This window comes from Blastococcus sp. MG754426, assembly GCF_021699055.1.
GTDB lineage: Bacteria > Actinomycetota > Actinomycetes > Mycobacteriales > Geodermatophilaceae > Blastococcus.
In genome coordinates, this window is sequence record NZ_SSXC01000068.1 from 1 (window position 1) to 24,333 (window position 24,333).

Consider the following 24,333-nt stretch of genomic DNA (forward strand, 5'->3'; position numbering starts at 1 on the left):
CGCCCACCCCGGGCGGCACCGACCCCGGCACGGCGCCCGCGCCGTCCCCGGCCACCCCGGCGCCCGCGCCGTCTCCCGGCGGCACTGCTCCGGGCGGCCCGGGTGAGGGCACCACGACGCCGACCCCCGGGACCCCGGGGACGACCGCACCGGGCGGCACCGAACCCGACACCGCGCCGTCGCCGTCGCGGACGACGACCTACCCGGAGGTGGGCGCGTTCCGCATCACCTCGCTGAGCCCGAACCTGGTCGACTCCGCGGGCGGGACGCTGGTGACGATCACCGGCCTGTCGCTGCCGAGCACGCCGACGGTCCGCATCGGCTCGTCGGCCACCGCCACGGTGGTGCACAGCAGCGCCACGAGCCTCAGCGTCCGGGTCCCGGCGCGTGCGGCGGGGACCTACGACGTCTCCGTCCTCGCCCGGGACGGCCGGTCCACGGTGCTCGCCGGCGCGCTCACCTACGCCGACGCCACGGCTGACGACCCCTCCGGCAGCACGCCCGGCGGGACGGCGCCGGCACCGGGCACGCCGGCACCGGGAACCCCGGCACCAGGAACGCCCAGCAACCCGGCACCGGGCACCCCCGGCGTCGGCACCGGACCGGACGCCGCTCCGGCGGTGCGCACCGGCCCCCACGGGGAGCGGCTGGTCCGCTCCGACCGGTTCGCCGCGCTGGGCGGCATCTGGTCGGTGGGCTGCGCCTCCTCGTGCACCGGCGTCGCCCTCTGACGCCCGCCGCGCCGCGCCGGCGCCCCTGAGCCACCGCGCCCCGTCCGACTTCCCCATGCGGACGGGGCGCGGTGCAGTTCCGGACGACCCGCCGGGACGGGACCTTCGGCCCGTACGCATCTCCCCCGGTCTGCCGATGTAGAGCACGAGATCGGACGAATCCCAGGGAGACCCCTCACGTGCTCGACACCCGACCGGCGGCACCGGCCCCGCGCGGCAGCCGTGCCGCCGTCCGCCCCACCGGGCGCGAACGGCCCTTCGCCGCCGACGAGCTGATCGTGTCGAAGACCGATCTGCGCGGCATCATCACCTACGCCAACGACGTCTTCCTGCGGGTGAGCGACTACGGGCTCGACGACGTGCTGGGTCAGCCGCACAACCTCATCCGGCACCCGGAGATGCCCCGCGCGGTCTTCAAGCTGCTGTGGGACACGCTCGGCGCCCGCCAGGAGGTCTTCGCCTACATCAACAACCTCGCGGCGGACGGTGGCCACTACTGGGTGCTGGCGCACGTCACGCCGTCCTACGACGCGAGCGGCACCGTGGTCGGCTACCACTCCAACCGCCGCCGGCCCGCCCGGGGCGCCGTCCAGCGGGTGCTGCCCCTCTACCAGCGGCTGCTCGCCGAGGAGCGCCGCCACCCGAACGCGCGCAGCGCGGTCGCCGCCTCCTCCGCCCTGCTCGACGAGGTCCTCGCCGAGCAGGGGCAGGGCTACGAGGAGTTCATCTGGTCGATCATCAACCGCGAGGAGAGCTGACATGGGCCTGCGCACCGCGCGCGGCGAGGGCGCACGGCGGTCCGACGCCGCGGAGCTCGCTCTCCACCGCGCCTTCGTCCGCCAGCTGACGGCGGCCTGCGAGGCCGCCGCCCGCGGTGACCTCGAGGCCCGCAGCCGGATCGACCCGGCCGCCGAGGAGGTGCCCGAGCTGGTCGCCCTGCACCACGCGCTCAACCGGGCGCTCGACGTCTCCGACGCCTTCGTGCGCGAGTCGTCGGCCGCGCTGAGCTCGGCGGCCGACGGGCGGTTCCACCGGCGGCTGCTGACCACGGGCCTGCTGGGTTCCTTCCGCCGCACCGCCGTCGACATCAACGACGCCCGCGCCGCGATGCAGGAGACCGCCGGGCGGGTCACCGACGCGCAGAGCAGCCGGTTGCGGCTGGCCGACGACTTCGAGTCCGTGGTCCTGTCGATGTCCGAGCAGGTGGCGACGGCGGCGACCGAGCTCAGCGCCTCGGCGTCCGGCCTGACCCAGGCCGCGTCGGCGGCCAGCGCCGAGGTCGGCACCGCCCGCGACACCATCGGCTCGCTCACCCGCTCGTCGGCCGAGATCAAGGAGATCATCGCGCTGATCGACTCGGTGGCCGCGCAGACCCGCCTCCTGGCGCTCAACGCCACCATCGAGGCGGCCCGCGCGGGCGAGGCGGGCAAGGGGTTCGCCGTCGTGGCCTCCGAGGTCAAGGACCTCGCCGACCAGACCGGCCGCGCGACCGAGCGGGTCACCGCGCAGGTGGAGCAGATCCGGCAGGCGTCGGAGGACGTCGCGGCCGTGATGAGCAGCGTGAGCTCGACCGTCGACGAGATGAACGGGCTGGTCGACGGCATCGCCGCCGCGGTGGACGGCTCGGCGTCGCTCAACACCGGCCACGACGACGTCACCGGGCTCTCCCGGATGGCCGAGGAACTGCGCTCGGAGGCCACCGGCTTCCTGGCCGAGATGCGGCGCTGAGGGAGGGCGGCTGTCGCGGCGGCGGGGCGACCAGGTAGTCTCGGCGCCGTTCGCGGGTGTAGTTCAATGGTAGAACATCAGCTTCCCAAGCTGACAGTGCGAGTTCGATTCTCGTCACCCGCTCCACCCGAGGCCCCGGTCGCTGCGACCGGGGCCTCGACCCATCCCCGCCCCGGTACGGCCCCGTCCCGGACGGAACCGGGCCCTTGGTCCCTGGGGAACGTGCAGTTCGTGCCCCACGATGGCCGCAGCGCTTCCCCCGGGGGGGCCGCGCTCCTACGGTCAGGCCGTGCCCCCGCCCGACCGCCGGTCCTCCCGGTGAGCGACGACGCCGCGGCGCTGACCGCCGCCGTCCTGGCCGCGGCCTCGGGCGGGCAGCTCGAGGCGACCCTCCACGAGATCGTGGCGGTCGCCGTGCGGCACGTCGACGCCCGCTACGGCGCCCTGGGCGTGCTCACCCCCGACGGGAGCGCGCTGGACCGGTTCGTCACCGTGGGCATGGACGCCGACGACCACCGGCGCATCGGCCGGCCGCCCGCGGGCGACGGCATCCTGGGCCTGCTCGTCCAGGACCCGACGCCGCTGCGGCTGGGCGACCTGAGCACCCACCCCGCCTCGGTCGGCGTGCCCCCGGGGCACCCCCCGATGCGGTCCTTCCTCGGCGTGCCGGTGCGCGCCCGCGACTCCGCCTTCGGCCACCTGTACCTCACCGAGAAGCGCACCGGCGGCGAGTTCACCCCCGCCGACCTGGAGATCACCCGGGCCATGGCGGCGGTGGCGGGGCTGGCCATCGAGAACGCCCGCCTGCTCGAGCACGCGGAGCAGCGCCGGGCGTGGTCGCAGGCCGGCACGGACCTGGCGACCGCCCTGCTGTCGGGCCGGACGACCGGTGAGGTGCTGCGCGACGCGGCCGGCCGCGTCGCCGAGCTCGCCGGCGCCGACGCCGTCGGCATCCTCGTCCCGGTGCCCGGCGACGAGGGCACGCTGATCATCAGCGCCGCCGTCGGCCCGGAGGCTGCCGACTCGGAGGGCGTGCGCATCCCGCTCACCGGCACCCGCCTGGGGGAGGCGCACCGCTCCGGCACGCCCGTGCTGGTCGAGGACGTCGCCAGCACGCAGCCCGGCGCGACGCACGCCCCGGTGATCGGCGAGTTCACCGACCGGTACGGCCCCGCCCTCTACCTGCCGCTCGGCGGCCCGTCCCCGCCGACCACCCTGGTCGCGCTGCGCGTGCGCACCCGGCCCCCGTTCGACCCGGCGGTGCTGGAACCGGCCTCCGCCTTCGTCACCCACGCCACCGTCGCCATGCGCCTGGTCCGCAGCCAGCTGCGCGAGCGGCGGCTGCAGGTGCAGGCCGACCGCGACCGCATCGCCCGCGACCTGCACGACCACGTGGTGCAGCGGATCTTCGCCACCGCCCTGGCGCTGGACCGGCTGGGCCGCTCGCTGGGGGAGACCGCCCCCGACGTCGCCGGCCGGATCGCCGGGCACGTCGACGAGCTCGACGGGACGATCGCCCGCATCCGGGCGTCCATCTTCGAGCTGCACGGCGCGCAGGACTCCTCGTCGGACGCCGTCCGGCGACGGCTGGCCGAGGTCGTGCGGTCGGTGATCGACGGGCACGGGCTGCGCCCCGACCTGCGGGTGCGGAGCGAGGTCGAGGACCTGCCGCCGGACCTGGCCGGCGACGTGGTGGCCGTGGTCCGCGAGCTGGTCACCAACGTGCTGCGGCACGCCGGCGCCACCCGCGTGACGGTGAGCGTGGCCCTGGGCGACGAGGTGCGCGTCGTCGTCACCGACGACGGCGGTGGGTTGCCGGCGGTCACCGTGCGCAGCGGCCTGGCCAACCTCACCGACCGCGCCGAGCGCCGGGGCGGCCGGCTGGAGATCTCCACCGGGACCTCGGGGACCGAGATCCGGTGGACCGTGCCGCTGCCGGGCTGACCGGCGTCAGCGGCGCCCGTCGCGCAGCTCGGTGGCGAGGATCGCGGCCTGGGTGCGGCGCTCGAGCCCCAGCTTGGCCAGCAGGTGGCTGGTGTAGTTCTTCACCGTCTTCTCGGCCAGCCCCATCCGCTCGCCGATCTGGCGGTTGGTCAGCCCCTCCCCGATGAGCGCCAGGACGGTGCGCTCCTGGTCGGTGAGCACCGCGAGCCGGTCACCCCCCGACCGCGGTCGCGGCGGCGGCCCGATCTCGGGGAGGGTGCCGCCCGCCGCCACGGTGCGCACCGCCTGCACCAGCGCCGAGCCGCGCACCTGCTTGAGCACGAACCCCGCCGCGCCGGCCCGGACGGCCTCGTCGCGGGCCGCCCGGTCGGCGTAGCTGGTGAGCACCAGGCAGCGCAGGCCCGGGAGACGGGCGGTCAGGTCGCGGCAGAGGGAGGCGCCGTCCCCGTCGGGGAGCCGCATGTCCAGGACGGCGACGTGCGGGCGGACGGCGGGGGCGCGGGCCAGCGCCTCGGCGCAGGAGCCGGCCTCCCCCACCACGGAGACGGCCGGGTCCTCTTCGAGGACGTCGGCCACCCCGCGGCGCACCACCTCGTGGTCGTCGACCAGGAACACCCGCACGGTCGGCGGTGGCGCTGCCATGGGCGGCCTCCTCCCGCGATCCCTCGGGAGGGCAGCCTAGGGCGCGGCGGGCCCCCGCGCCCAGGGTCAGGCCGGGAGCAGCAGCGCGGCGTAGAGGGTCAGCCCCGGCCCGAACGCCATGGCCACGACCGGGCCGTCGACGTCGGCGAGCTCCTGCAGCACCAGCAGCACCGTCGCCGACGAGCAGTTGCCGTGCTCGGCCAGCACCCGGCGGGAGGCCCCGACCTGCTCCTCGCGCAGCCCCAGCTCGTCGCGGACGACGTCGATGATGCGCGGGCCGCCCGGGTGCACGGCCCAGCCGGCGACGTCCTCGGGGCGCAGCCCGGCCCCGGCGAGCAGCTCGTCGACGACGTCGCCCACGTGCCGCGACAGCACGTCGGGCACCCGCGGGGAGAGCCCCATGCGGAAGCCGAGGTCGGTGACGTCCCAGGTCATGTGGTCGGCGGTGGAGGCGTCGGTGCGCGCCACCACCCCCGCCAGCCGGCGGCCGCGCCCCGCGCCGGGCTCGACGACCACGGCCGCGGCGGCGTCGGAGAAGAGCGCGTGCGCCACCACCTGCTCGAGGTCGGCCTGGGCCGGTTGCACGTGCAGGCTGGTCAGCTCGCAGCAGAGCAGCACCGCGGGCCGGGACCGCGCGGTGACGAAGTCGCCGACGGCCGCGAGCCCCGGGATGGCCGCGTAGCAGCCCATGTGCCCCACGAGCAGCCGCTGCAGCCCCGCGGGCATGCCGAGGTCGCTGGCCAGCCGGATGTCCAGACCCGGCGTCGCGTAGCCGGTGCAGGTGGCGACGGCGAACAGCCCGACGTCGCCGGGGGCCAGCCCGGCGGAGTCCAGGGCGCCGGCCACCGCCTGCTTGCCGAGCGGCAGCGCCTCCTGGACGTACCGGGCCATCCGTGCGCCGGTGCCCCAGCCGCTGAGGTCCTCGTCCATGGGGTTGGCCACCGCGTGCCGGCGGTCGACCCCCGCGCCGAGGAAGATCCTTCGGGCGGCGCGCACGCCCTCGTAGTGGGTGGCGAAGAACCCGTCCCAGGCGGCTTCCTGCTCCAGGGTGGTGGGCAGTGCGGCGCCGGCCCCGGTGAGGACGGCGGCGGTCACGACCGCGGCCCCACGGCCGCCCTGCTCGGGATCATGCCGCCGACGGTACGTGCGCGGCCCCGGCGTCGCCCGGTCACCGTTTGCGCCCGTAACCGGCGAAGACGACGGCCGTGGACCGGATCGGTCTCATCCGCACCGAGTCGCGGCGGCCCAGCCGCCAGGCGACGGCGTCGCGAAGCGACGGGCGCAGCCCGACCAGGCGCAGCTCCAGGCCCAGCCGGTCGGCGGCGGCGAGCAACCGGGCGCGGTCGACGAAGAGGGCCGGGTCGTGGATCCCCGGCGGCGGGCCGCCGGGCAGCCGCTCGGCCACGGTGACCATGAGGAACCGGCCGATGCGGGTGGCGGCCAGCGCGTCGACGACCAGGACGCCGCCCGGCCGGAGCAGGCGGGCGCACTCGGCGAGCACCGCGACGTCGTCCTCGACGTGCTCGAGGATCTCGCCGGCGACGACGACGTCCGCGCAGCCGTCGGCCAGCGGGACGGCGAGCACCGAGCCGCGCACCGGCAGGACGCCGTGGGCCCGCGCCGTCCGCAGCCCCTCGAACCCGAGATCCACCCCGACGTGCCGGTACCCGAGCCGTGCCGCGTGCGGGGCCATCAGCCCCCCGCCGCAGGCGAGGTCGACCAGCAGGGCGCTGCCGCTCGCCGGCGGGATGTGCTCGGCGCGCGAGGCGGCGAGCCAGTGCAGGGCGGCGAACCCGCCCGCGGGCTGCCACCACTGGTCGGCGAGGTCGTCGTACTGGGCGGGGTCGTTGCGCGGCAGGGCGGTCTCTCGCACGGGGGCCTATCCCTCCTTGAGCGGGTCGTGCCCCCAGTTCATCAGGCTGTAGCGCCACCGGGAGGTCTCGACGTCCTCCTGGGACGGCCGCTGGGCGAGGTGGCGGGCCACGTAGCCGTGCACCTTGCGCATGTGGGCGAGGTCGTCGTCGTCGAGGTCGCCCTTCTTCGTGCGCAGCAGCTCGACGATCCGCCGCCCCGACGCGTGACCGGTGGACTCGCCGTCGCCGTCCTTCTGCCCGACCGACCGCGATTCCTCGGTCGCCAGCCACTGCTCGAGTTCGCCCGCGGTCATGTTGACCGCCTCGCCGAACTCCCGCCGGGTGGTGTCGGGGTCGTCGCTCGCCATGCTTCCTCCGCTCGGTCGGTCGCCTCCCCGGTACCGCCGCGCCGGCCGGCGGAAACGGGGCGTCTGGTACTGCTGGTACCCCTGTCCCGTCCCCGGAGGTCCCCGTGTCCGTCACCGTCGTCGGCAGCCTGAACGAGGACGTCCTCGTCTCCGTCGACCGGCTGCCCGGCCGGGGGGAGACCGTCGTGGCCCGCGACTCCGCGCTCGCCCCGGGCGGGAAGGGTGCCAACCAGGCCGCCGCGGCCGGCGTCCTGGGGGGCGGCGTGCACATGGTGGGCCGGGTGGGCGACGACCCGGCCGGTGACCGGCAGCTGGCGGCGCTGGCCTCCTCCCGCGTCAACGTCAGCCGGGTGCTGCGCACCACCGGCGCCCCCACCGGGACCGCGACCATCCCCGTGGAGGCGGGCAGCGGCGAGAACCTGATCGTCGTCGTGCCCGGCGCCAACGCCGAGCTGGCGCCGGAGGACGTCGACGTCCCGTCGGTGCGGTCCGCGCGGGTGGTGCTCCTGCAGCTGGAGGTGCCGCTGCCGGCGGTGGAGGCGGCGGCCCGGGCCGCGACCGGCACCGTCGTGCTGACGCCGGCGCCGCCCGCCGCGCTGCCGGCCGCCCTGCTCGAGCGGGTCGACGTGCTGGTCCCGAACGAGCACGAACTGGTGCTGCTGGCGGGGGCCGACCCCGGGGAGCGCTCACCCGGCGAGCTCGTGCAGCTCGCCCGCCGGGTGACGGCGGGCGCCGTCGTCGTCACGCTGGGCGCGCGCGGCGCCCTGGTCGTCCCCGCGGGCGGGCCGGCCCTGCTGCAGGCGCCGCCGCCGGTGACCGCCGTCGACACCACCGGGGCGGGCGACTGCTTCTGCGGTGCGCTGGGGCAGGCGCTGGCCACCGACGCCGACCTGCCCACCGCCGTCCGGCAGGCCGTCGCGGCCGCGGCGTCGTCGACCACCGGCGCCGGAGCGCGCGGTGCGCTGCCCGACGAGGAGACCCTGCGCGACCTGCTCCCACGGGTGCCGCTGGCCATGCCGGTGGGCTGACCGCCGGTTTCCGCGCCGCCGGACCGGGCACAGGCTCCCCGACCCACGGAGGAGGAACCCGCGATGAGCGAATCCCACCGCACGCCCCGCAGCGCCGAGCGCGCCGAGGGGGACCCGGCCGGCGAGCAGCCCGGCAGCGGCCGCACGCCGCACCCGGAGGAACCGGCCGAGGGCGGCACCGACACCGCCGGCGGTGGCGCCGACACCCCGGACACCTGACCGGGCACCCGGCCGCGGTGACCGACGTCTCACCCCCTGGTCGGCGCGCGCCGGTTTCCCGCCGTCACCGCCCGGGCACGCCTCGGCCCATGGCTGACGAACTGCAGCACGCCCGGGACACCCACGAGCCGAGCGACGAGGCGCGGGGCGACTCCTCGTCCGACGCCGCGGCGCGGGCCGTCGCCCGGCTGCTGGCCAACCCCCGGCGCACCCGCCGGGCCTGACCCCGCGGCGTCGCCGTCACGCAGCGTCGCCACACCGTCACCTCCTTCCCCCGGCGCCCCGCGGAGCCCTGGGGCCTCTCGTCACCCACAGCGAGCAGGGTCGGCGTGCCGCGAACTGCTCCGTCACGACCTGGTGCACGATCGCTGGCGTGACCGCCGCCATGCCCCTGTCCACCGCAGACGACGCCACGGCGCCGGTTCGCCGCAGCCGCGCCGAGCGGCAGGCGATCGTGCTGGACACCGCCGAGCGGCTCTTCGCCGGGCGCAGCTCGCGCAGCGTGGGCATGGACGAGCTGGTCCGGGAGACCGGCCTGGGCAAGATGACGGTCTACCGGCTGTTCAAGAGCAAGGACGACCTGGTCGGCGCGTACCTCAGCCGCAAGGCGGCCACCGTGCTCGCGTTCATCGACGCCGAGCTCGAGCGGCTCGAGGGCGACCCGCGGGCGGCGCTGCTGTCGGTCGTCGACGCCGTCGAGCGCGACGTCACCCGCACCGGGTTCCGCGGCTGCCCGTTCACCAACGTGAGCAGCGAGTACGACGACCCGCAGCACCCCGCCCGCAGCGCCGCGGCCGACTACAAGTTCGAGCTGCACGCCCGCCTGGAGCGGCTCGCCGACGAGATCGTGCCGGGGAACGGCGAGGACCTCGCCGCGCAGGTCCACCTGATCATCGACGGCATGTACCTGTCGGGCGGGCTGCTGGGCCCCGACGGCCCCGCCGCCCACGGCCGGCAGCTGGCCGAGCGGCTCATCGAGATCGCGGTCGCCCGCGCCTGACCGCAGGATGGGCCGGTGACCGACGACCGCACCCGCCCCGACCTCGACGACCGGACCGTGGAGGCGCTCGGCAAGCTGTCCGAGGCCCTGGAGACCGTCGACCAGGCCCGGGGCTTCCTGTACGCCTTCCACCAGCTGACCGGCAAGGCCGACCGTCTCCTGCAGGAGTCCGTCGAGCTCTTCCGGGCCGCCGGTGCCGCCCGGCTCGCCGACGACCTCGACCGGGACCTGGTGGGGCGCAACGTCATCGCCGACCGGTGGACCTTCCAGATCGTCGAGGACTTCGACGAGAACTACTGGGGCACCTTCCGCGACTACGACGCCCGGGCCCGGGACGAGCTCGCGGGCGGCGACCGGCACGTGTTCGAGGCCCGCATGAAGCAGCGGGAGCGCACCGACGGCCACCCGGCGCACCAGGCCGGCCCGGCGCTGGCCGACTGACGGCGAGGATCCCCGACATCGGCGATCTCGGGCCGAAGCGCTCCCCGACGGCCCGAGAGCGCCGATGTCGCACCGAACCGGGGGAGGGGCCGGCGGCCTCCCCGTTTCCCCGCCCGCGACGGCGGGAAGATCACTGCGCATGACCATGCCGGACGAGAACAACGCTGGATCCGACCGCGAGGCCCAGCCGCTCGGCGCGCAGAAGGCGCCCGGCGAGGACCGCGACTCCCTGGGCGCCACCGAAGGCCCGGCCGACGGCATCGCCGGCCCGGCCTACCCGCCCGCCGACACCGAACCGGACGCCCGGTGACCGGCCCCGGACGGGACCCCGCCGGCACGCAGCGCGACCCGCTGAGCGTCGGCCTGGGCTCCCCGACCTCCGGCGACCCCGCCACCGAGCCGGGCGGCACCGCCGAGCGGCCGCCCCAGCAGCCGGCCCCGGCCCGGGAACGGCACACCGGGCGCGCCATCGGCCGCTCGCTGGCGCTGGCCCTGCTGATCTTCGTCACCGTCGTGCTCGTGCTCTTCGTGGTCTTCAACGGCCAGTCGGTGCAGATCAGCCTCGTCTTCACCGACGTGGAGGGCCCGCTCGTCGTCGCCCTGCTGGTCGCGGCGGCGCTGGGCGGCCTGCTGGTGTGGCTGGCCGGTGCGGTGACGCGCGCTCGGCGCCGCAAGCGCTGACCCCTCCGGGTCAGGCGCCCGGTTCCCGGGTGTCCGCGGCCGGGGTGCTTGCCGTTGCTACCCGCGAGTAATAGCGTTTGTTACTCGCGAGTAGCAACAGGCCGCACGCCGGCACGGAGCACGGGAGCCCAGAGCGCCATGACGCACTACACCGCCAACCTGCGGGACCTCGAGTTCAACCTGTTCGAGTTCCTCGACACCAAGGACCGCCTCGGCACCGGGCCGTTCGCCCAGATGGACGCCGAGACCGCGCGTGGTGTGCTGGCCGAGATCCGCAAGCTGGCGGAGGGGCCGATCGCCGCCTCCTTCGCCGACGCCGACCGCAACCCGCCGGTGTTCGACCCGGCGACCCACTCGGTGACCCTGCCGGAGTCCTTCAAGAGGTCGGTGCAGGCGCTCACCGACGGCGAGTGGTGGCGGCTGGACCTCTCCGAGGAGCTCGGCGGCTTCGGCGCCCCCGCGGCGCTGACCTGGGCCGCCTACGAGATGGTGCTCGGCGCCAACCCCGCCGTCTTCATGTACGGCTCGGGCCCCGGCTTCGCCCAGACGCTGTTCGACCTCGGCACGGAGGAGCAGAAGAAGCTCGCCCGGCTGATGATCGAGAAGGGCTGGGGCGCCACCATGGTGCTCACCGAGCCCGACGCCGGCTCGGACGTGGGCGCCGGCCGGACGAAGGCCGTGCAGCAGGCCGACGGCTCCTGGCACATCACCGGCGTGAAGCGCTTCATCACCTCCGCCGAGCACGACCTGAGCGACAACATCATCCACCTCGTCCTGGCCCGCCCCGAGGGCGCGAAGGCGGGCACCAAGGGGCTGTCGCTGTTCGTCGTCCCCAAGTTCCACGTGAACCTCGAGACCGGGGAGCTGGGCGAGCGCAACGGCGCCTACGTCACCAACGTGGAGAAGAAGATGGGCCTGAAGGTCTCCACGACCTGCGAGGTCACCTTCGGCGACGGCCCCGTCCCCGCCCAGGGGTGGCTGGTCGGCGAGGTGCACGACGGCATCGCGCAGATGTTCAAGATCATCGAGTACGCCCGGATGTTCGTCGGCACCAAGGCGATCGCCACCCTCTCGGCCGGCTACCAGGTGGCGCTGGACTACGCGAAGAACCGCGTCCAGGGCGCCGACCTGACGGCGACGTCGAAGGACGCCCCGCGCGTTCCCATCACCCACCACCCCGACGTCCGCCGCTCGCTGATGCTGCAGAAGTCCTACGCCGAGGGCATGCGCGCCCTGTACCTGTACGCCGCGAGCTTCCGCGACCAGGTCACCGAGGCGCAGGCCGCCGGCACCGCCGACAGCGAGGAGGCGCGGCTCGCCGAGCGGGTCAACGACCTGCTGCTGCCGATCGTGAAGGGCTTCGGCTCCGAGCGGGCCACCCAGCTGCTCACGAGCGAGTCGCTGCAGACCCTCGGCGGCTCGGGCTACCTGCAGGACTACCCGATCGAGCAGTACATCCGGGACTCCAAGATCGACACCCTCTACGAGGGCACGACGGCGATCCAGGGCCAGGACTTCTTCTTCCGGAAGATCGTCAAGGACGGCGGCGTGGCGCTGACCTGGCTGGCCGGCCAGATCCAGGCCACGATCGACGCCGAGGCCGGCAACGGGCGGCTCAAGGAGGAGCGGGCGCTGCTGGCGACCGCGCTCGCCGACGTGCAGGGCATGCTGACGGCGATGTTCGGCCAGCTCACCGCGGCGCAGGAGGACATGACCAGCCTCTACAAGGTCGGGCAGAACACCTCCCGCCTCCTGCTCGCCGCCGGCGACCTGATCACCGCCTGGCTGCTGGTCCGCCAGTCCGAGGTCGCCCTGGCCGCGCTGTCGGGCGAGGTCGGCGAGAAGGACCGCCACTTCTACGAGGGCAAGCTCGCGGCCACCCGCTTCTTCGCCACCCAGGTGCTGCCGAGGCTGGCCGGCGAGCGGGCGATCGTCGAGGCCACCGACAACGCCCTGATGGCGGTCGACGAGGCCGCCTTCTGACGTCGTCCTCCGGACGGCACCGCCACCAGGTGCCGTCCCCCTGACGCACCGGGTCCTCGCGCCGAGGCCGTCTCCCCCACCGGGAGGCGGCCTCGGTCGTTTGGGGCAGACGACGACGGGCATGGGCGAGAGGACAGCCGACGGACAGGAGGCCGGCATGACCGATCCGCAGGGCAGCGACCGCATCCAGCAGGACGTACCGACCGCGTCGGGCACGGGGGCCAACAGCGACCTCGCCTCCTCCTTCGACGACGTGCCGCTGACCGCCGAGGAAGGCGTCGAGCGGGACGCCGCCCAGGGGGACGACCTGCCCGCCCGCGCGGACGGCGACGTCGCGCGCGCCACCCGGGCCGGCGCCTCCGGTGAGGTCGCGGGCCCGACCGGGCGATCGGGGGACGACGGCCGATGAGCGAATCGCAGCCGACGGGGTACCGCGAGTCCCCCGACACCACCGGCGACGCCGCCGCCCCGACGGACGCCGACGACGTCACGCTCACCACGGACGACGAGGCCCAGCAGGACGACTCGGTCACCCGCCCCGGCAACGAGGCCGACTGAGGGGGACGACCACCGCCTCCGGCCGACAGCCGGTCGGCGCCGGGCATCACGGCCCCCGTCCCCGGAGGGGCTCCTACCCTGAGCGGGTGCAGCCGCCCCTCGAACAGCCGCCGGTCCTGACGGCCGACGAGTGGCAGGCCCGGACCGCTGCCCACGAGGAGCGGGTGGACCGGTGGGCGACCCCCCACCGCGAGCGCCGCCTCCGCGGGGAGACCCACCCGGTCCTGGACTTCCTCTTCACCTACTACTCCGAGACCCCGGGCCGGCTGCGTCGCTGGCACCCCGGTGCGGGCGTCGCCCTCGCGGCCCCTGCGCCGCACGAGGGCCGGCGCTGGTACGTCCGCGACGGTGCGGCCGTGCAGCTCGACACCCGGGCCTTCCTGGGCGACCGCGGCGGGACCGTGCGCTTCGTCCACCGCCTGCTGGAGGCGACGGCGTCCCGCCCGGCGTTCACGGGGTGCTTCGGCCTGCACGAGTGGGCGATGGTCTACCGCGACACCGGCACCCGGCACCCCGTCCCCCTGCGCCTGGGCCGGGCGGGGACCGACGCCGTCGTCGAGGCGCACCCCGTGCGGTGCAGCCACTACGACGCCTTCCGGTTCTTCACCCCGGCCGCCGCGCCGCGGAACCGGCTCCAGCCCACCCGCGAGGACCAGCTCCGGCTGGAGCAACCGGGCTGCCTCCACGCGGGGATGGACCTCTACAAGTGGGCCTACAAGCTGAGCCCCGCCACCCCGGGCGAGCTGGTCGCCGACTGCTTCGAGCTGGCCGTGGAGATCCGGGAACTGGACATGCGGGCCTCGCCGTACGACCTGCGCGACCACGGGTACGAGCCGGTCGCCGTCGAGACGCCGGAGGGCAAGGCCGCGTACGCGGCCGCGCAGCGGGGGTTCACCGCCCGGGGCGCGGAGCTGCGGCGACGGCTCATCGCGGTGTGCTCGGCGCTCCTCGCCGACGTCCCGGGCGACGCCGTACCGTCGCAGCCGTGACCTCTCCGCACGCCCACCGCTGGATCCGGCTCGACGGCACCACGAACATGCGTGACCTGGGCGGGCTGCCCACCAGCGACGGCGGGCGGACGGCGAGCGGCCGCATCCTGCGCAGCGACAACCTGCAGACGCTCACCGACGCCGACGTCCGGCGGTTGGTCGGTGAGCTCGGGCTGCGCCAGGTGGTCGACCTGCGCACCACGGCGGAGATCCTGCTCGAGGGGCGCGGTCCGCTGCGCGCCGTCCCCGAGGTGACCCACCGGCACTTCACCCTGCTGCCCGAGCGGGGCCACCACACCGACGTCTTCGCGGTGGAGGACGAGGACCCGCAGCTGGACCTCGGGGCCGGCTGGGCCGAGTCGCTGCTGCCCCGCCAGGTCGCGGCGCACGACGAGGGCGAGCCGCCCGCCGTGCGCTCGTACCTCGGGTACCTCGGCCAGCGCTCGGAGAACGTCGTCGGGGCGCTGCGGGCGCTCACCCGGGCCCCGGGCGGGGCGTCGGTGGTGCACTGCGCCGCAGGGAAGGACCGCACCGGCGTGGTCTGCGCGCTGGCGCTCGCGGTCGCCGGCGTGCCGCACGAGGAGATCGTCGCCGACTACGCGCTGACCGCCGAGATCATCGACGCGCTGGTGGCGAAGCTGGCCGCCTCCCCCACGTACGCCGAGGACATGGTCACCCGGGACGTCGCCAGCCACACCCCGCGGGCCGAGACGATGGAACGGCTGCTGGCCCTGCTCGACGAGCGGTTCGACGGCCCGACGGGCTGGCTGCACGCGCACGGCTTCGGCGCCGACGAGCAGGGGGCGCTGCGCGCGCGGCTGCGGGGGTGAGGGGTCAGCGGGCGGCGGGCGCCGGCCCGGCCCGCCGCTGCTTCTCGCGGTACATCGCCGCGTCCGCCTGGCGGAGCAGCGCGTCCGCGTCCCGCCCGCCGTCCGCACCGAGCACGGCGACGCCGACGCTGGTGCCCACCCGCACCGGGGTGCCCTCCAGGCGGAACGGCTCGTCGAAGCAGGCCCTGATCCGGTCGGCGACCGCCCGCGCGTCGCCGTCCCCGGCGAGGTCGGGGAGCACGACGGCGAACTCGTCGCCGCTGAGCCGGCCCACCGTGTCCTCCGGGCGCACGGCGGCGCGCAGCCGCGCCGACACCTGGCGCAGGAGCTCGTCGCCGGCAGCGTGACCGAGCGAGTCGTTGACGGCCTTGAAGCCGTCCAGGTCGCAGAAGAGCACGCCGAGACCGCCGCCGGCTCCCGCGCCGGCAAGCGCAGTCTCCAGCCGCTCGGCGAACAGCACCCGGTTGGGCAGGCCGGTCAGGGCGTCGTGCGTGGCCTGGTGCCGGACGGTGTCCAGCAGCCGGGCCTTCTGGAGCGCCGTGGCCGCCTGGTCGGCGACACCGCACAGCCGCGCCAGCACGTCCCCGCCGGGCTCAGCGGGCGCCGCGGCAGCCGGCCAGCCGGCCGTCGCCACCCCGAGGAACGCCGAGCCGGCGAGCAGGGGGACGGCGACCACCCGCGCGCTACCCACACCGCGCAGGAGGGCGCGGAGCGGAGGGCTGGACGTCGCGGCGTCGAGGACGAGCGGGTCCCGGTCGGTCAGCAGCCCCATCAGCTCCGGGATGTCCTCGGGGCGCAGCGCGGCCGAGCGCATGACCGCCGCCTGCTCGTCGGACAAGCCGGCGGTCGCGGACGTCCGCAGCAGCCCGGCACCGGCGTCCCACAGCAGGAGGCTGGCCCGGGAGCAGCCGACGACCCGCAGCAGCGCGGCGGTGACCAGTTCGGCGACCTCGGCGGGGTCGGCCGCGCCGGCGAGCTCGTGCGAGAGCTCCAGCAGGGCCCCGGCCCGGTCGGCCTCGGTGCGGGCGGCCTCCAGGGCGGTGATCAGGTCGATCGCCGCGGCGGCGTGCCCGGCGTAAGCGGCCAGCATGGCCTGCTCGTCGGCCATCTCGCCGTCGGCGGAGGGGTAGATCGCGGCCAGCCTGCCGTGCCGGCGACGTGCGGAGGCGACGTCGACCACCACGGCGGTGCGGCCCAGGTCGTCGCCGGCCAGGATGCGCTCGGCCAGGCCGGGCAGCCGGGCCGCGGGGATGCCGGCGCCGTGGACCAGCGGCGGACCGCCGTCCGGAGCGGTGACCACGAGCAGGTGTGCCGGGGCGAGCACCGCCTCTCCCGCTCGGGTCACGATGCGGCGCAGGACCGTGTCCAGCTCCTCGCCGGCGACGAGGTCGGCGGCGGCCGACTGGAGGGTGCGCAACTGCCCCCGCAGCGCCGCGCGCTCGGGATCGGCCCCGCCGGCGTCCGGTCGCCGGCGGCGCAGGAGCGAGCGACGCTCCCAGGTCAGGCGGTAGACGCAGGTGCGGGTCCCGTCGACGCAGCACTCGGCACGCGCCAGGACGCCTCGGGGCAGACCGAAGATCACCGGCACCATCACCGCCAGGCCCCGCGCGTACGCGCAGTCCAGCGGCGAGTGTGCGTAGCCGTCGGCCAGGTGCAGGGCGACGGTCGCCGACGTCGCGGTGGTCTCGAGGACCTCCATGCGGGAGACGGTGGTGAACTTGGCTGCCGCGCGCGGCAGCTGGCGGAACACCTGCCGGGGGGTGCCGAGCGCGCGCAGGACGAGGAGGAGGGAGTGCCCGAGGCCGCTGCGCAGGGCGGCCGTGCCCACGTGGAACATCGTCCCGGGGTCGCCCAGGACCTCGGTCGCCGCCTCGAAGAGCCGGATCCGGGTGTCGTAGCTCCACCAGCGGGCCTGGTCCGCCGCCTGGTCGGCGACGTCGCCCAGGCCGGCCCGGGCGAGCACCGCGGCGACGGCCTCGTCCCCACCGTGCCGGCGGACGTAGGCGAGCAGCCCGACCACGGTGATGCCCGGGGTCTCCCGCGGCTCGTCCGGTGGCGCGGCGGTCGCGCCGCCGCTGCCGGGTTCTCCTGTGCCCACGGGTCGGTGATCGGCGCGCCCGGGCCTTGCTTGAGCGGAACCGACCGGTTCGGGTGAGGCGGTCGCAGGTCGGGGGCCTGCTCCGGAACGCACGCGACCCCGGTCCCTGAAGGGAGACCGGGGTCGGTTCTACGGGCCGCGCGGGGCGCGGCCGGGGCTCAGCGGCCGAGGAAGTGGTTGCCGTTCGCCATCGTCAGGAGCTCGTCCCGCATCGCCGGGCTGCTGGTGCGGGCCAGCGCCCTGTCCAGGGCCCGCCGGGTACGCGCCACCTGCCGACGCCGCCGCCAGCTGGCCGTCACGCTGCTCATCGCTTACTGCCTCTTTCGTCGGAGTGTCTCGCCTGCAGCCGTAGTAACGCAGGCGTCTATGACTCTAATCCGTCGAAACGTCGGCCGTCATGAGGAGTCACCGAAGGTTCGTCACCCCACCGGGTGAGAGTCGTCACGTCCCGGCGAGGGCCTCCCGCGCGGCCGTGCGGGCCGCCAGCGGCTCGTCGGTCGCCAGCGCCGCCTCGGCAGCACGCCGGCACGCATCGAGCTCGACGGTGGACAGGCGGGCACCCACACCGGCGACAGCGGACGTGGCGCAGGACAGCGAGGTGATGCCGAGCCCGACGAGGACGCACCCCAGCAGGGGGTCGGCGGCGGCCTCCCCGCAGACGCCCACCGGCTTCCCGGCCCGCCGACCGGCAGCCGCCGTGAGCGCCACCAGTTCGAGGAGCGCCGGCTGCCACGGGTCGGTGAGCTCGGCGAGATCGGCGGAGAGCCGGTCGGCGGCGAGGGCGTACTGGGACAGGTCGTTGGTGCCGATGGACAGGAAGTCCACGTGGGCCAGCAAGCGCTCGGCGTGCAGGACGGCCGAGGGCACCTCGATCATCACGCCGGGCACCAGCCCCCGCCCGCGCACGGCGGCCGCGAAACCGGCGGCCTCCGGCACGGTGGCCACCATCGGCGCCATGACCCAGGGCGTCGAGGCCGTCCGCGCCGCCGCCTCGGCGATCGCGTCGAGCTGGCGCTCGAGCAGCCCCGGGTCGCGGCGGGCCACACGCAGGCCGCGGACACCGAGGGCAGGGTTGGCCTCGTCGGGTGGGGTGGCGAAGGCCAGCGGCTTGTCCGATCCCGCGTCGAGCGTCCGGACGACGACCTTCCGGCCCGGGAAGGCCGCCAGGACCTCGGCGTACCCGGTCGCCTGCTCCTCGACCGAGGGCTCCTCCGCGCGGCCCAGGAAGGCCAGCTCCGTGCGGAACAGCCCGACGCCCTCGGCATGTGCACGGGCGGCGGCCCGGGCCCCGGCACCGTCCTGCACGTTCGCCAGCACCTGGACGACGTGCCCGTCCTTCGTGCGCCCGGGACCCCGGTAGGCGGCCAGCGCATCCGCGGCCAGCCGGGCAGCAGCCACGCGCGCCCGCGCCTGCTCCGGTTCGGGGTCCACCGTCACCGTGCCCTGCTCGCCGTCGACGAGCACCGTGGCCCCGGCGGGGACCGCGTCCAACCCGCCGACGCCGACGACGCAGGGCAGGCCCAGCTGGCGGGCGATGATCGCGGTGTGGCTGGTCGTGCCGCCCAGGCGGGTGGCCAGCCCCAGGATCCGCGCCGGGTCCAGGCCCGCGGTGTCGGCCGGCGCGAGGTCGTCGGCGAGCAGGATCGACGGCACGTCCGGCGCGGGGACGCCGGGCTCGCCCTGACCGGTGAGCTCGGCGACGATCCGGTCGCGGACGTCGCGCACGTCCGGCACGCGCTCGGCCATCAGGCCGCCCAGCGCCGCGAACATGTCCATGAACTGCTGCGCGGCCTGCACCGCGGCGACGGCGGCCGGGGCGCCCGCGTCGATCCGCTGCTCCGCCGCCGTGCGCAGCGCCCGGTCGCGCGCGATGCCCGCCGTGGTGCTGAGCACCTCCGCGCTCACCCCGGTCGCCGCCGCGGCGCGCGAGGTGAGCCGCTCGGCCACCGTCTCGGCGGCCGCGCCGTAGCGGGCCTTCTCCGGCTCCCGCTCGGCGACGGGCACCTCGGCGCCGTCGTCGGTGGGCAGGCGGATCACCCCGACGGGCCGCACGACGGGTCCGACGGCAGCGCCCGGGACCACCGGGGTGCCGGTGAGGACGGCAGGACCCGCGGTCGCGGGCCGGGAGACGGTGCTGGACATGGGGACCTCGCTGGGCGTGGCACGGGAGGGCGGGTGGCGTGATCAGCGTCACGAATTCCTGTTGACTTGTCAACGGATCGGACGTAAAACAACACAAGCACAACACCGAATCCACAGATTCGAACACCACCGCCGACCGTCCCGGAGGGCCCGTGCTCTATCCCGAGGAACGCCAGCAGGCGATCGCGGCGCTGGTGACCGACCGCGGCCGGCTGGCCGTCGCCGCCCTGGCCGAGGAGTTCGGCGTCACGACGGAGACCGTCCGTCGCGACCTCGCCGTCCTGGAGCGGGCCGGCATGCTGCGCCGGGTGCACGGCGGAGCCGTGCCGGCCGGCGCCCTCACCCTGGTCGAGCCGGGCCTGGGCGAACGGCACCGCACGCACGGCGAGGAGAAGCGCGCGATCGCCGCAGCGGCCCTGGCACTCCTGCCCGGCCCGGAGGGCAGCATCGTCCTGGACGGCGGGACGACGACGGCCGCCCTCGCCGAGCTCCTGCCCGCCGACCGCCGGCTGCTCGCCGTCACCTCCTCGGTCCCCATCGCCTCCCGGCTCTCCGGGACCGGCGGCGTCACGCTGCACGTGCTGGGCGGCCGCGTCCGCGGTGTCACCCAGTGCGCGGTGGGCGAGACGACCGTCCGCGCGCTCGCCGAGCTGCGCGTCGACGTGGCCTTCCTCGGCGCCAACGGCATCACCCCCGACCACGGCTTCACCACGCCGGACGACGCGGAGGCGGCGGTGAAGCGGGCCATGGTGCGGGCCGGGCAGCGGGTGGTGGTCCTCGCCGACAGCAGCAAGCTGGGCCGCGAGCACCTGGTGCGGTATGCCGCGATCGAGGACGTCGACGTCCTGGTCACCGACGGCAAGGCCGATCCCGGGGTGGTGGCCGAGCTGGAGAAGGCCGGCGTCGAGGTGGTGCTCGCGTGACCGGCCCGAGGAGGTCCGGCCGCGTCGTCACCCTGACGGCCAACCCCAGCCTGGACCGGACGCTGGAGCTGCCCGGCCCGCTCGTCCAGGGCGGCATCGTGCGACTGGCCGGCACCAGCACCGAACCGGGGGGCAAGGGCGTCAACGTGGCCCGCGCCATCGCCGCGGCGGGCGGCGACGTGGTGTCGATCCTCCCGGCGGCGGCGTCGGACCCGATCGTGACGGCGCTGCGCGGCCTCGGCCTCGAGCTGGCCACGGTTCCCGTCCGGGCCCCGGTGCGGACCAACTACACCCTGGTCGACCCCGCCGGCACCACCACGAAGCTGAACGAGCCGGGCGCCCCGCTCACCGAGACGTCGCGGGGCGCGCTCAGCGGTGTCCTGCACGGGCACGCCGCCGCAGCGGAGTGGGTCGTCCTCTCCGGCTCCCTGCCGCCGTCGACACCGGCCGACTGGTACGCCGACCTGGTCCGTTCGCTCCGGGACACCGGGGCACGCATCGCCGTGGACACCAGCGAGGCGCCGCTGGTCGCGCTGCTGGCCGCGGGACCCGACGCCGCCCCCGACCTCCTGAAGCCGAACGCCGAGGAGCTGGCCCAGCTCGCCGCTCTCACCGAGGACGACGTGCTCCACGACCCGGCCGCGATGCTCGCCGCGGTGCGCTCGCTGCACGATCGCGGCGTCGCCGAGGTGCTGCTCACGCTCGGCGCGGACGGCGCGCTCCTCTCCACGGCCGACGGCGAGCTCTGGTCGGCCCGTCCGCCGCGGGTGACCGTCCGCAGCACGGTCGGCGCGGGCGACTGCAGCCTCGCCGGGCACCTCCTCGCCTCCCTCGCCGGCGAGCCGCCGGCCGAGCGGCTGCGCAACGCCGTCGCCTACGGAGCGGCCAGTGCGTCGCTCCCCGGATCCGCCGTCCCCACCCCGGCCCAGGTGGACGGTCCAGCAGTACGGGTCACCGCCGGGCTCCCCGGCAGCACGAACCCCATCGCCCCGAACCCCGTCCCGGCCGCCGGCCGGGACGCCCTCTGACCCCTCCGGGAGGGGACCCATGCCCGCACTGATCACCCCCGGCCTGGTCGCGCTCGACGCCGATCTCGGGACGGACAAGGCCGCCGTCGTCCGCCGGCTCGCCGAACTGGTCGCCGCCGCCGGCCGGGCCACCGACGCCGACGCCCTGCGGGGCGACGTCCTGGCCCGTGAGGCGCAGGCGGCGACCGGCCTGCCCGGGGGCATCGCGATCCCGCACTGCCGCTCCGAGGCGGTGACCGAGCCGTCGCTCGCCTTCGCCCGCCTCTCCCCGGCGGTGGACTTCGGCGCCCCCGACGGCCCTGCCGACCTCGCCTTCCTCATCGCGGCCCCCGCCCACGGCGATGCCGACCACCTCACCCTCCTGACCGCGCTGGCTCGCGCCCTCGTGCGGCCGGAGTTCGTCGCCTCGCTGCGGTCGGCGACCTCGGACGCGGAGATCGTCGCGCTGGTCGAGGAGGTCGTCTCCCCGGCGCCCGCGACCGCACCGGCCGGGGCGACCGCCGGCTCGGCGGCGACCGCCCCGGCCGCGGTGCCCTCCGGGGGGCCGCCGCCGGAGCCCGCCGCCCGCGCGAGCGTCGTGGTGGTCAGCGCCTGCCCCACGGGCATCGCGCACACCTACATGGCCGCCGACAAGCTGGCCGCCGCCGGAGAGGCCGCCGGGGTCGACGTCCACGTCGAGACGCAGGGCTCCTCGGGGTCCACCCCGCTCGACCCGGCCGTCATCCGCGCCGCCGACGCCGTCATCTTCGCCGTCGACGTCGGGGTGCGGGACCAGGACCGGTTCGCCGGCAAGCCGCTCGTGCAGAGCGGCACGAAGCGGGCCATCAACGAACCCGACGCCATGATCCGCGAGGCGCTGGCCGCCGCGCACGACCCGAGCGCGCGCCGCGTGCCCGGCAGCGCTTCGGGCGCCGCGGCCCCGTCCGGCGGCGGGGGGCGACCGGGAACGGCCACCGAGATCCGCCGCTGGCTGCTCACCGGCGTCAGCTACATGATCCCGTTCGTCGCGGCGGGCGGCCTGCTCATCGCGCTGGGGTTCGCGCTCGGCGGCTACCAGATCGTCAGCGGCAACCCCGACGCCGACGGCCAGAGCTACGCGCTGAGCTGGGTGCTGAACAACTCGCTGCTCGACCTCCCGGTCGGCGACAGCACCGAGGAGCTCCGCTTCGGGATCCTCGGCTACCTGGGTGCGGTCTGCACGGTCCTCGGCCAGGCGGCGTTCGCCTTCCTCGTCCCGGCCCTGGCCGGCTACATCGCCTACGCCATCGCCGACCGGCCGGGCATCGCCCCCGGCTTCGTCGTCGGGGCGGTGTCCCTGACCGTGGGCGCCGGCTTCCTCGGCGGCCTGGTGGGCGGCATCCTCGCCGGCCTGGTGGCCCTGTGGATCAGCCGCTGGAAGCTGCCCTCCGGCGTGCGCGGGCTGCAGCCCGTCGTGATCATCCCGCTGCTGGCGACGCTGATCTCCAGCGGGATCATGGTGATGCTGCTGGGCCGCCCGCTGGCGGCGGCGCTCGAGGGTCTGGGGAACTGGCTCAACGGCCTCAGCGGGTCCTCGGCCATCCTGCTCGGGATCATCCTCGGCCTGATGATGTGCTTCGACCTGGGCGGCCCGGTCAACAAGGCGGCGTACCTCTTCGCCACCGCCGGGCTGGCCTCGCAGACCAGCGGCTCGTTCACGATCATGGCGACCGTGATGGCCGCCGGGATGGTGCCGCCGCTGGCCATGGCGCTCAGCACCGCGGTCCGCTCGCGGCTCTACACCGCCGCGGAGCGCGAGAACGGCAAGGCGGCCTGGCTGCTCGGTCTCTCGTTCATCTCCGAGGGCGCCATCCCCTTCGCCGCGGCCGACCCGGTCCGCGTGATCCCGTCGATGATGCTCGGCGGCGCGACCACCGGCGCTCTCGTGGCCGTCCTGGACATCGAGGCCCGGGCGCCGCACGGCGGGGTGTTCGTCTTCTTCGCGATCAGCAACTTCCTGCTGTGGCTGCTGGCCATCGCGATCGGCGCCGTCGTGGGTGGCCTCGCGGTCACCGTCGCGAAGAGCGTCGGGCGCAGCGATGCCGACGACGCCCCGGAGGACGCCGTCGACCTGGCGCACGCGCACAGCCCGACGCCCGTGCCGGCGCGCGCCGGCACGACCTGACCGCCACGCTGCGACCACCCCCCGCACGACAGCGAGAAAGAGGACACATGCCCAGTCAGACCGTGACCGTCGGCTCCCGGGTGGGGCTGCACGCCCGCCCGGCCGCACTGATCGCCGAGGCCGTCGGGCAGGCCGGGGTGCCCGTCACCCTGGCCACCCCGGGCGGCAACCCGGTGGACGCCGGATCGCCGTTGATGATCATGACTCTCGGCGCGAAACAGGGCTCGGAGGTCGTCGTCTCCAGCGAGGACCAGGCAGCTGTCACCCGCATCGCCGACCTGGTGGCCCAGGACCTCGACGCGGAGTGAGCCGAGAGACACCGACGGCGCCCGCCCCCGTGGGGTGGGCGCCGTCGTGGTCCGGGATCAGCTGGGGCGCTGCACGTCACCGCGCCAGGCACCGGTCTCGTTGCCCCGGCTCTCGATGAACTCCTTGAACTTCTTCGCGTCGGCCTTGACCTGACGGTCGTCGAAGCCGAGTGCTGCGCCGGCCTTCTCGACCAGGCCCTCGGGCTCCCAGTCGATCTGGATCATCACGCGGGTCTTCGCGTCGTCCAGGCGGTGGAACGTCACCACACCGGCGTGCTTGGCCTCACCGCTGGTGCTGGTCCAGGCCACCCGCTCCTCGGGGTGCTGCTCGGTGATCTCGGCGTCGAACTCGCGCTTGACGCCGTCGATGTTGGTGACCCAGTGGGTGTGGGTGTCGTCGATCTGCGTGATCTTCTCGACCCCGCCCATGAACTGCGGGAACGTCTCGAACTGCGTCCACTGGTCGTAGGCGACGCGGATCGGGACGTCGACGTCGACGGACTCCTGCACGCTGGCCACGTTCTCAGCTCCTCGTGTCGCTTGATCGGTCGTGCCCCACCTACCCGACCGGCGCCCGGCCGACACGTGGGAACGCCAGGACGCTCCTATGCCGGGTCAAGCCGCTGCGGGTGGTGATTCGAGGCGTCGGTAGAGCTCGCGGGCGATGTAGCGCTTGAGGCAGCGCTTGATCTCCCG

28 protein-coding genes and 1 tRNA gene are annotated in these 24,333 nt (G+C 75.6%); 21 read left to right on the plus strand and 8 right to left on the minus strand.

The window, feature by feature from the left end:
- The 5 genes from E9549_RS17870 to E9549_RS17890 all read left to right on the plus strand — a co-directional run.
- A partial coding sequence (locus E9549_RS17870; protein ID WP_236827945.1) for an IPT/TIG domain-containing protein occupies positions 1–731 on the plus strand: 731 nt, incomplete at its 5' end.
- Between the two features lie 179 nt (positions 732–910).
- Positions 911–1,489 carry a PAS domain-containing protein gene (locus tag E9549_RS17875; RefSeq protein ID WP_236827946.1) on the plus strand — a complete coding sequence of 193 codons (579 nt, stop codon included), beginning with the start codon at positions 911–913 and terminating at the stop codon, positions 1,487–1,489.
- Position 1,490: 1 nt separating this feature from the next.
- Positions 1,491–2,459: a methyl-accepting chemotaxis protein gene (locus E9549_RS17880; RefSeq protein ID WP_236827947.1), complete on the plus strand. Its 969-nt coding sequence runs from the start codon at positions 1,491–1,493 to the stop codon at positions 2,457–2,459.
- A 52-nt stretch (positions 2,460–2,511) separates the two neighbouring features.
- Positions 2,512–2,585 (plus strand) — tRNA-Gly (locus E9549_RS17885).
- Positions 2,586–2,777: 192 nt separating this feature from the next.
- Entirely contained in the window at positions 2,778–4,403 is a 1,626-nt protein-coding gene (locus E9549_RS17890; RefSeq protein WP_236827948.1) for a GAF domain-containing protein, read from the plus strand.
- A gap of 6 nt (positions 4,404–4,409) precedes the next feature.
- Here E9549_RS17890 and E9549_RS17895 read toward each other — a convergent pair whose 3' ends face one another.
- The 4 genes from E9549_RS17895 to E9549_RS17910 all read right to left on the minus strand — a co-directional run bounded on the left by E9549_RS17895 (position 4,410) and on the right by E9549_RS17910 (position 7,266).
- Positions 4,410–5,045, minus strand: a complete 636-nt coding sequence (locus tag E9549_RS17895) for a response regulator transcription factor (RefSeq protein ID WP_236827949.1) — start codon at positions 5,043–5,045, stop codon at positions 4,410–4,412.
- Positions 5,046–5,111: 66 nt separating this feature from the next.
- Positions 5,112–6,140, minus strand: a complete 1,029-nt coding sequence (locus E9549_RS17900; protein ID WP_236827950.1) for a type III polyketide synthase — start codon at positions 6,138–6,140, stop codon at positions 5,112–5,114.
- 73 nt (positions 6,141–6,213) lie between these two features.
- Positions 6,214–6,918 carry a methyltransferase domain-containing protein gene (locus E9549_RS17905; RefSeq protein ID WP_236827951.1) on the minus strand — a complete coding sequence of 235 codons (705 nt, stop codon included), beginning with the start codon at positions 6,916–6,918 and terminating at the stop codon, positions 6,214–6,216.
- Between the two features lie 6 nt (positions 6,919–6,924).
- On the minus strand, positions 6,925–7,266 hold the full coding sequence (locus tag E9549_RS17910) for a DUF3140 domain-containing protein (protein WP_236827952.1): 342 nt from the start codon (positions 7,264–7,266) through the stop codon (positions 6,925–6,927).
- A gap of 104 nt (positions 7,267–7,370) precedes the next feature.
- Here E9549_RS17910 and E9549_RS17915 point away from each other — a divergent pair, with 104 nt between their 5' ends.
- The 12 genes from E9549_RS17915 to E9549_RS17965 all read left to right on the plus strand — a co-directional run bounded on the left by E9549_RS17915 (position 7,371) and on the right by E9549_RS17965 (position 14,995).
- The gene (locus E9549_RS17915; protein ID WP_236827953.1) at positions 7,371–8,294 is read left to right on the plus strand and encodes a PfkB family carbohydrate kinase; all 924 of its coding nucleotides are present in this window, start codon (positions 7,371–7,373) and stop codon (positions 8,292–8,294) included.
- 63 nt (positions 8,295–8,357) lie between these two features.
- Positions 8,358–8,513 (plus strand): hypothetical protein, encoded by a 156-nt coding sequence (locus tag E9549_RS17920; RefSeq protein WP_236827954.1) that lies wholly within the window; start codon positions 8,358–8,360, stop codon positions 8,511–8,513.
- A gap of 89 nt (positions 8,514–8,602) precedes the next feature.
- Positions 8,603–8,737 carry a hypothetical protein gene (locus E9549_RS23535; protein WP_255716072.1) on the plus strand — a complete coding sequence of 45 codons (135 nt, stop codon included), beginning with the start codon at positions 8,603–8,605 and terminating at the stop codon, positions 8,735–8,737.
- Positions 8,738–8,886: 149 nt separating this feature from the next.
- Positions 8,887–9,513 (plus strand): TetR/AcrR family transcriptional regulator, encoded by a 627-nt coding sequence (locus tag E9549_RS17925; protein ID WP_236827955.1) that lies wholly within the window; start codon positions 8,887–8,889, stop codon positions 9,511–9,513.
- 15 nt (positions 9,514–9,528) lie between these two features.
- The gene (locus tag E9549_RS17930) at positions 9,529–9,954 is read left to right on the plus strand and encodes a hypothetical protein (RefSeq protein ID WP_236827956.1); all 426 of its coding nucleotides are present in this window, start codon (positions 9,529–9,531) and stop codon (positions 9,952–9,954) included.
- 139 nt (positions 9,955–10,093) lie between these two features.
- Positions 10,094–10,264: a hypothetical protein gene (locus E9549_RS17935; protein WP_236827957.1), complete on the plus strand. Its 171-nt coding sequence runs from the start codon at positions 10,094–10,096 to the stop codon at positions 10,262–10,264.
- Complete coding sequence (locus tag E9549_RS17940; protein ID WP_236827958.1) at positions 10,261–10,635, plus strand: lipopolysaccharide assembly protein LapA domain-containing protein; 375 nt, start codon at positions 10,261–10,263, stop codon at positions 10,633–10,635. The genes E9549_RS17935 and E9549_RS17940 overlap by 4 nt, the downstream gene beginning before the upstream one ends.
- 138 nt (positions 10,636–10,773) lie before the next feature.
- Positions 10,774–12,618, plus strand: coding sequence for an acyl-CoA dehydrogenase (locus E9549_RS17945; RefSeq protein ID WP_236827959.1), 1,845 nt, complete (start codon positions 10,774–10,776; stop codon positions 12,616–12,618).
- Between the two features lie 157 nt (positions 12,619–12,775).
- A complete protein-coding gene (locus tag E9549_RS17950; RefSeq protein WP_236827960.1) occupies positions 12,776–13,027 on the plus strand; it encodes a hypothetical protein in 252 nt (83 codons plus the stop codon).
- Positions 13,024–13,176 (plus strand): hypothetical protein, encoded by a 153-nt coding sequence (locus tag E9549_RS17955; RefSeq protein WP_236827961.1) that lies wholly within the window; start codon positions 13,024–13,026, stop codon positions 13,174–13,176. Before E9549_RS17950 ends, E9549_RS17955 begins: the two co-directional genes overlap by 4 nt.
- Positions 13,177–13,262: 86 nt before the next feature.
- Positions 13,263–14,165, plus strand: a complete 903-nt coding sequence (locus tag E9549_RS17960; RefSeq protein WP_236827962.1) for a 3-methyladenine DNA glycosylase — start codon at positions 13,263–13,265, stop codon at positions 14,163–14,165.
- The gene (locus E9549_RS17965) at positions 14,162–14,995 is read left to right on the plus strand and encodes a tyrosine-protein phosphatase (protein ID WP_236827963.1); all 834 of its coding nucleotides are present in this window, start codon (positions 14,162–14,164) and stop codon (positions 14,993–14,995) included. Before E9549_RS17960 ends, E9549_RS17965 begins: the two co-directional genes overlap by 4 nt.
- 4 nt (positions 14,996–14,999) lie before the next feature.
- Here E9549_RS17965 and E9549_RS17970 read toward each other — a convergent pair whose 3' ends face one another.
- From E9549_RS17970 to E9549_RS17980, 3 genes are all read right to left on the minus strand, one after another.
- Positions 15,000–17,093, minus strand: a complete 2,094-nt coding sequence (locus E9549_RS17970) for a sensor domain-containing diguanylate cyclase (RefSeq protein WP_236827964.1) — start codon at positions 17,091–17,093, stop codon at positions 15,000–15,002.
- Positions 17,094–17,251: 158 nt separating this feature from the next.
- Positions 17,252–17,401, minus strand: a complete 150-nt coding sequence (locus E9549_RS17975) for a hypothetical protein (RefSeq protein WP_236827965.1) — start codon at positions 17,399–17,401, stop codon at positions 17,252–17,254.
- A 133-nt stretch (positions 17,402–17,534) separates the two neighbouring features.
- Positions 17,535–19,235: a putative PEP-binding protein gene (locus E9549_RS17980; protein ID WP_236827966.1), complete on the minus strand. Its 1,701-nt coding sequence runs from the start codon at positions 19,233–19,235 to the stop codon at positions 17,535–17,537.
- 152 nt (positions 19,236–19,387) lie between these two features.
- On the opposite strand from E9549_RS17980, the gene E9549_RS17985 reads away from it, so the two are divergent.
- From E9549_RS17985 to E9549_RS18000, 4 genes are read left to right on the plus strand one after another with little or no spacing between them, the layout of a single operon-like run.
- Positions 19,388–20,158, plus strand: coding sequence for a DeoR/GlpR family DNA-binding transcription regulator (locus tag E9549_RS17985; protein ID WP_236827967.1), 771 nt, complete (start codon positions 19,388–19,390; stop codon positions 20,156–20,158).
- The gene (locus tag E9549_RS17990) at positions 20,155–21,186 is read left to right on the plus strand and encodes a 1-phosphofructokinase family hexose kinase (RefSeq protein WP_236827968.1); all 1,032 of its coding nucleotides are present in this window, start codon (positions 20,155–20,157) and stop codon (positions 21,184–21,186) included. The genes E9549_RS17985 and E9549_RS17990 overlap by 4 nt, the downstream gene beginning before the upstream one ends.
- 19 nt (positions 21,187–21,205) lie before the next feature.
- On the plus strand, positions 21,206–23,329 hold the full coding sequence (locus E9549_RS17995; protein WP_236827969.1) for a fructose-specific PTS transporter subunit EIIC: 2,124 nt from the start codon (positions 21,206–21,208) through the stop codon (positions 23,327–23,329).
- A gap of 47 nt (positions 23,330–23,376) precedes the next feature.
- Complete coding sequence (locus E9549_RS18000; protein WP_236827970.1) at positions 23,377–23,637, plus strand: HPr family phosphocarrier protein; 261 nt, start codon at positions 23,377–23,379, stop codon at positions 23,635–23,637.
- Positions 23,638–23,694: 57 nt separating this feature from the next.
- On the opposite strand, the gene E9549_RS18005 is transcribed toward E9549_RS18000, so the two are convergent.
- Complete coding sequence (locus tag E9549_RS18005; RefSeq protein ID WP_236827971.1) at positions 23,695–24,156, minus strand: SRPBCC family protein; 462 nt, start codon at positions 24,154–24,156, stop codon at positions 23,695–23,697.
- Positions 24,157–24,333 lie beyond the last annotated feature (177 nt).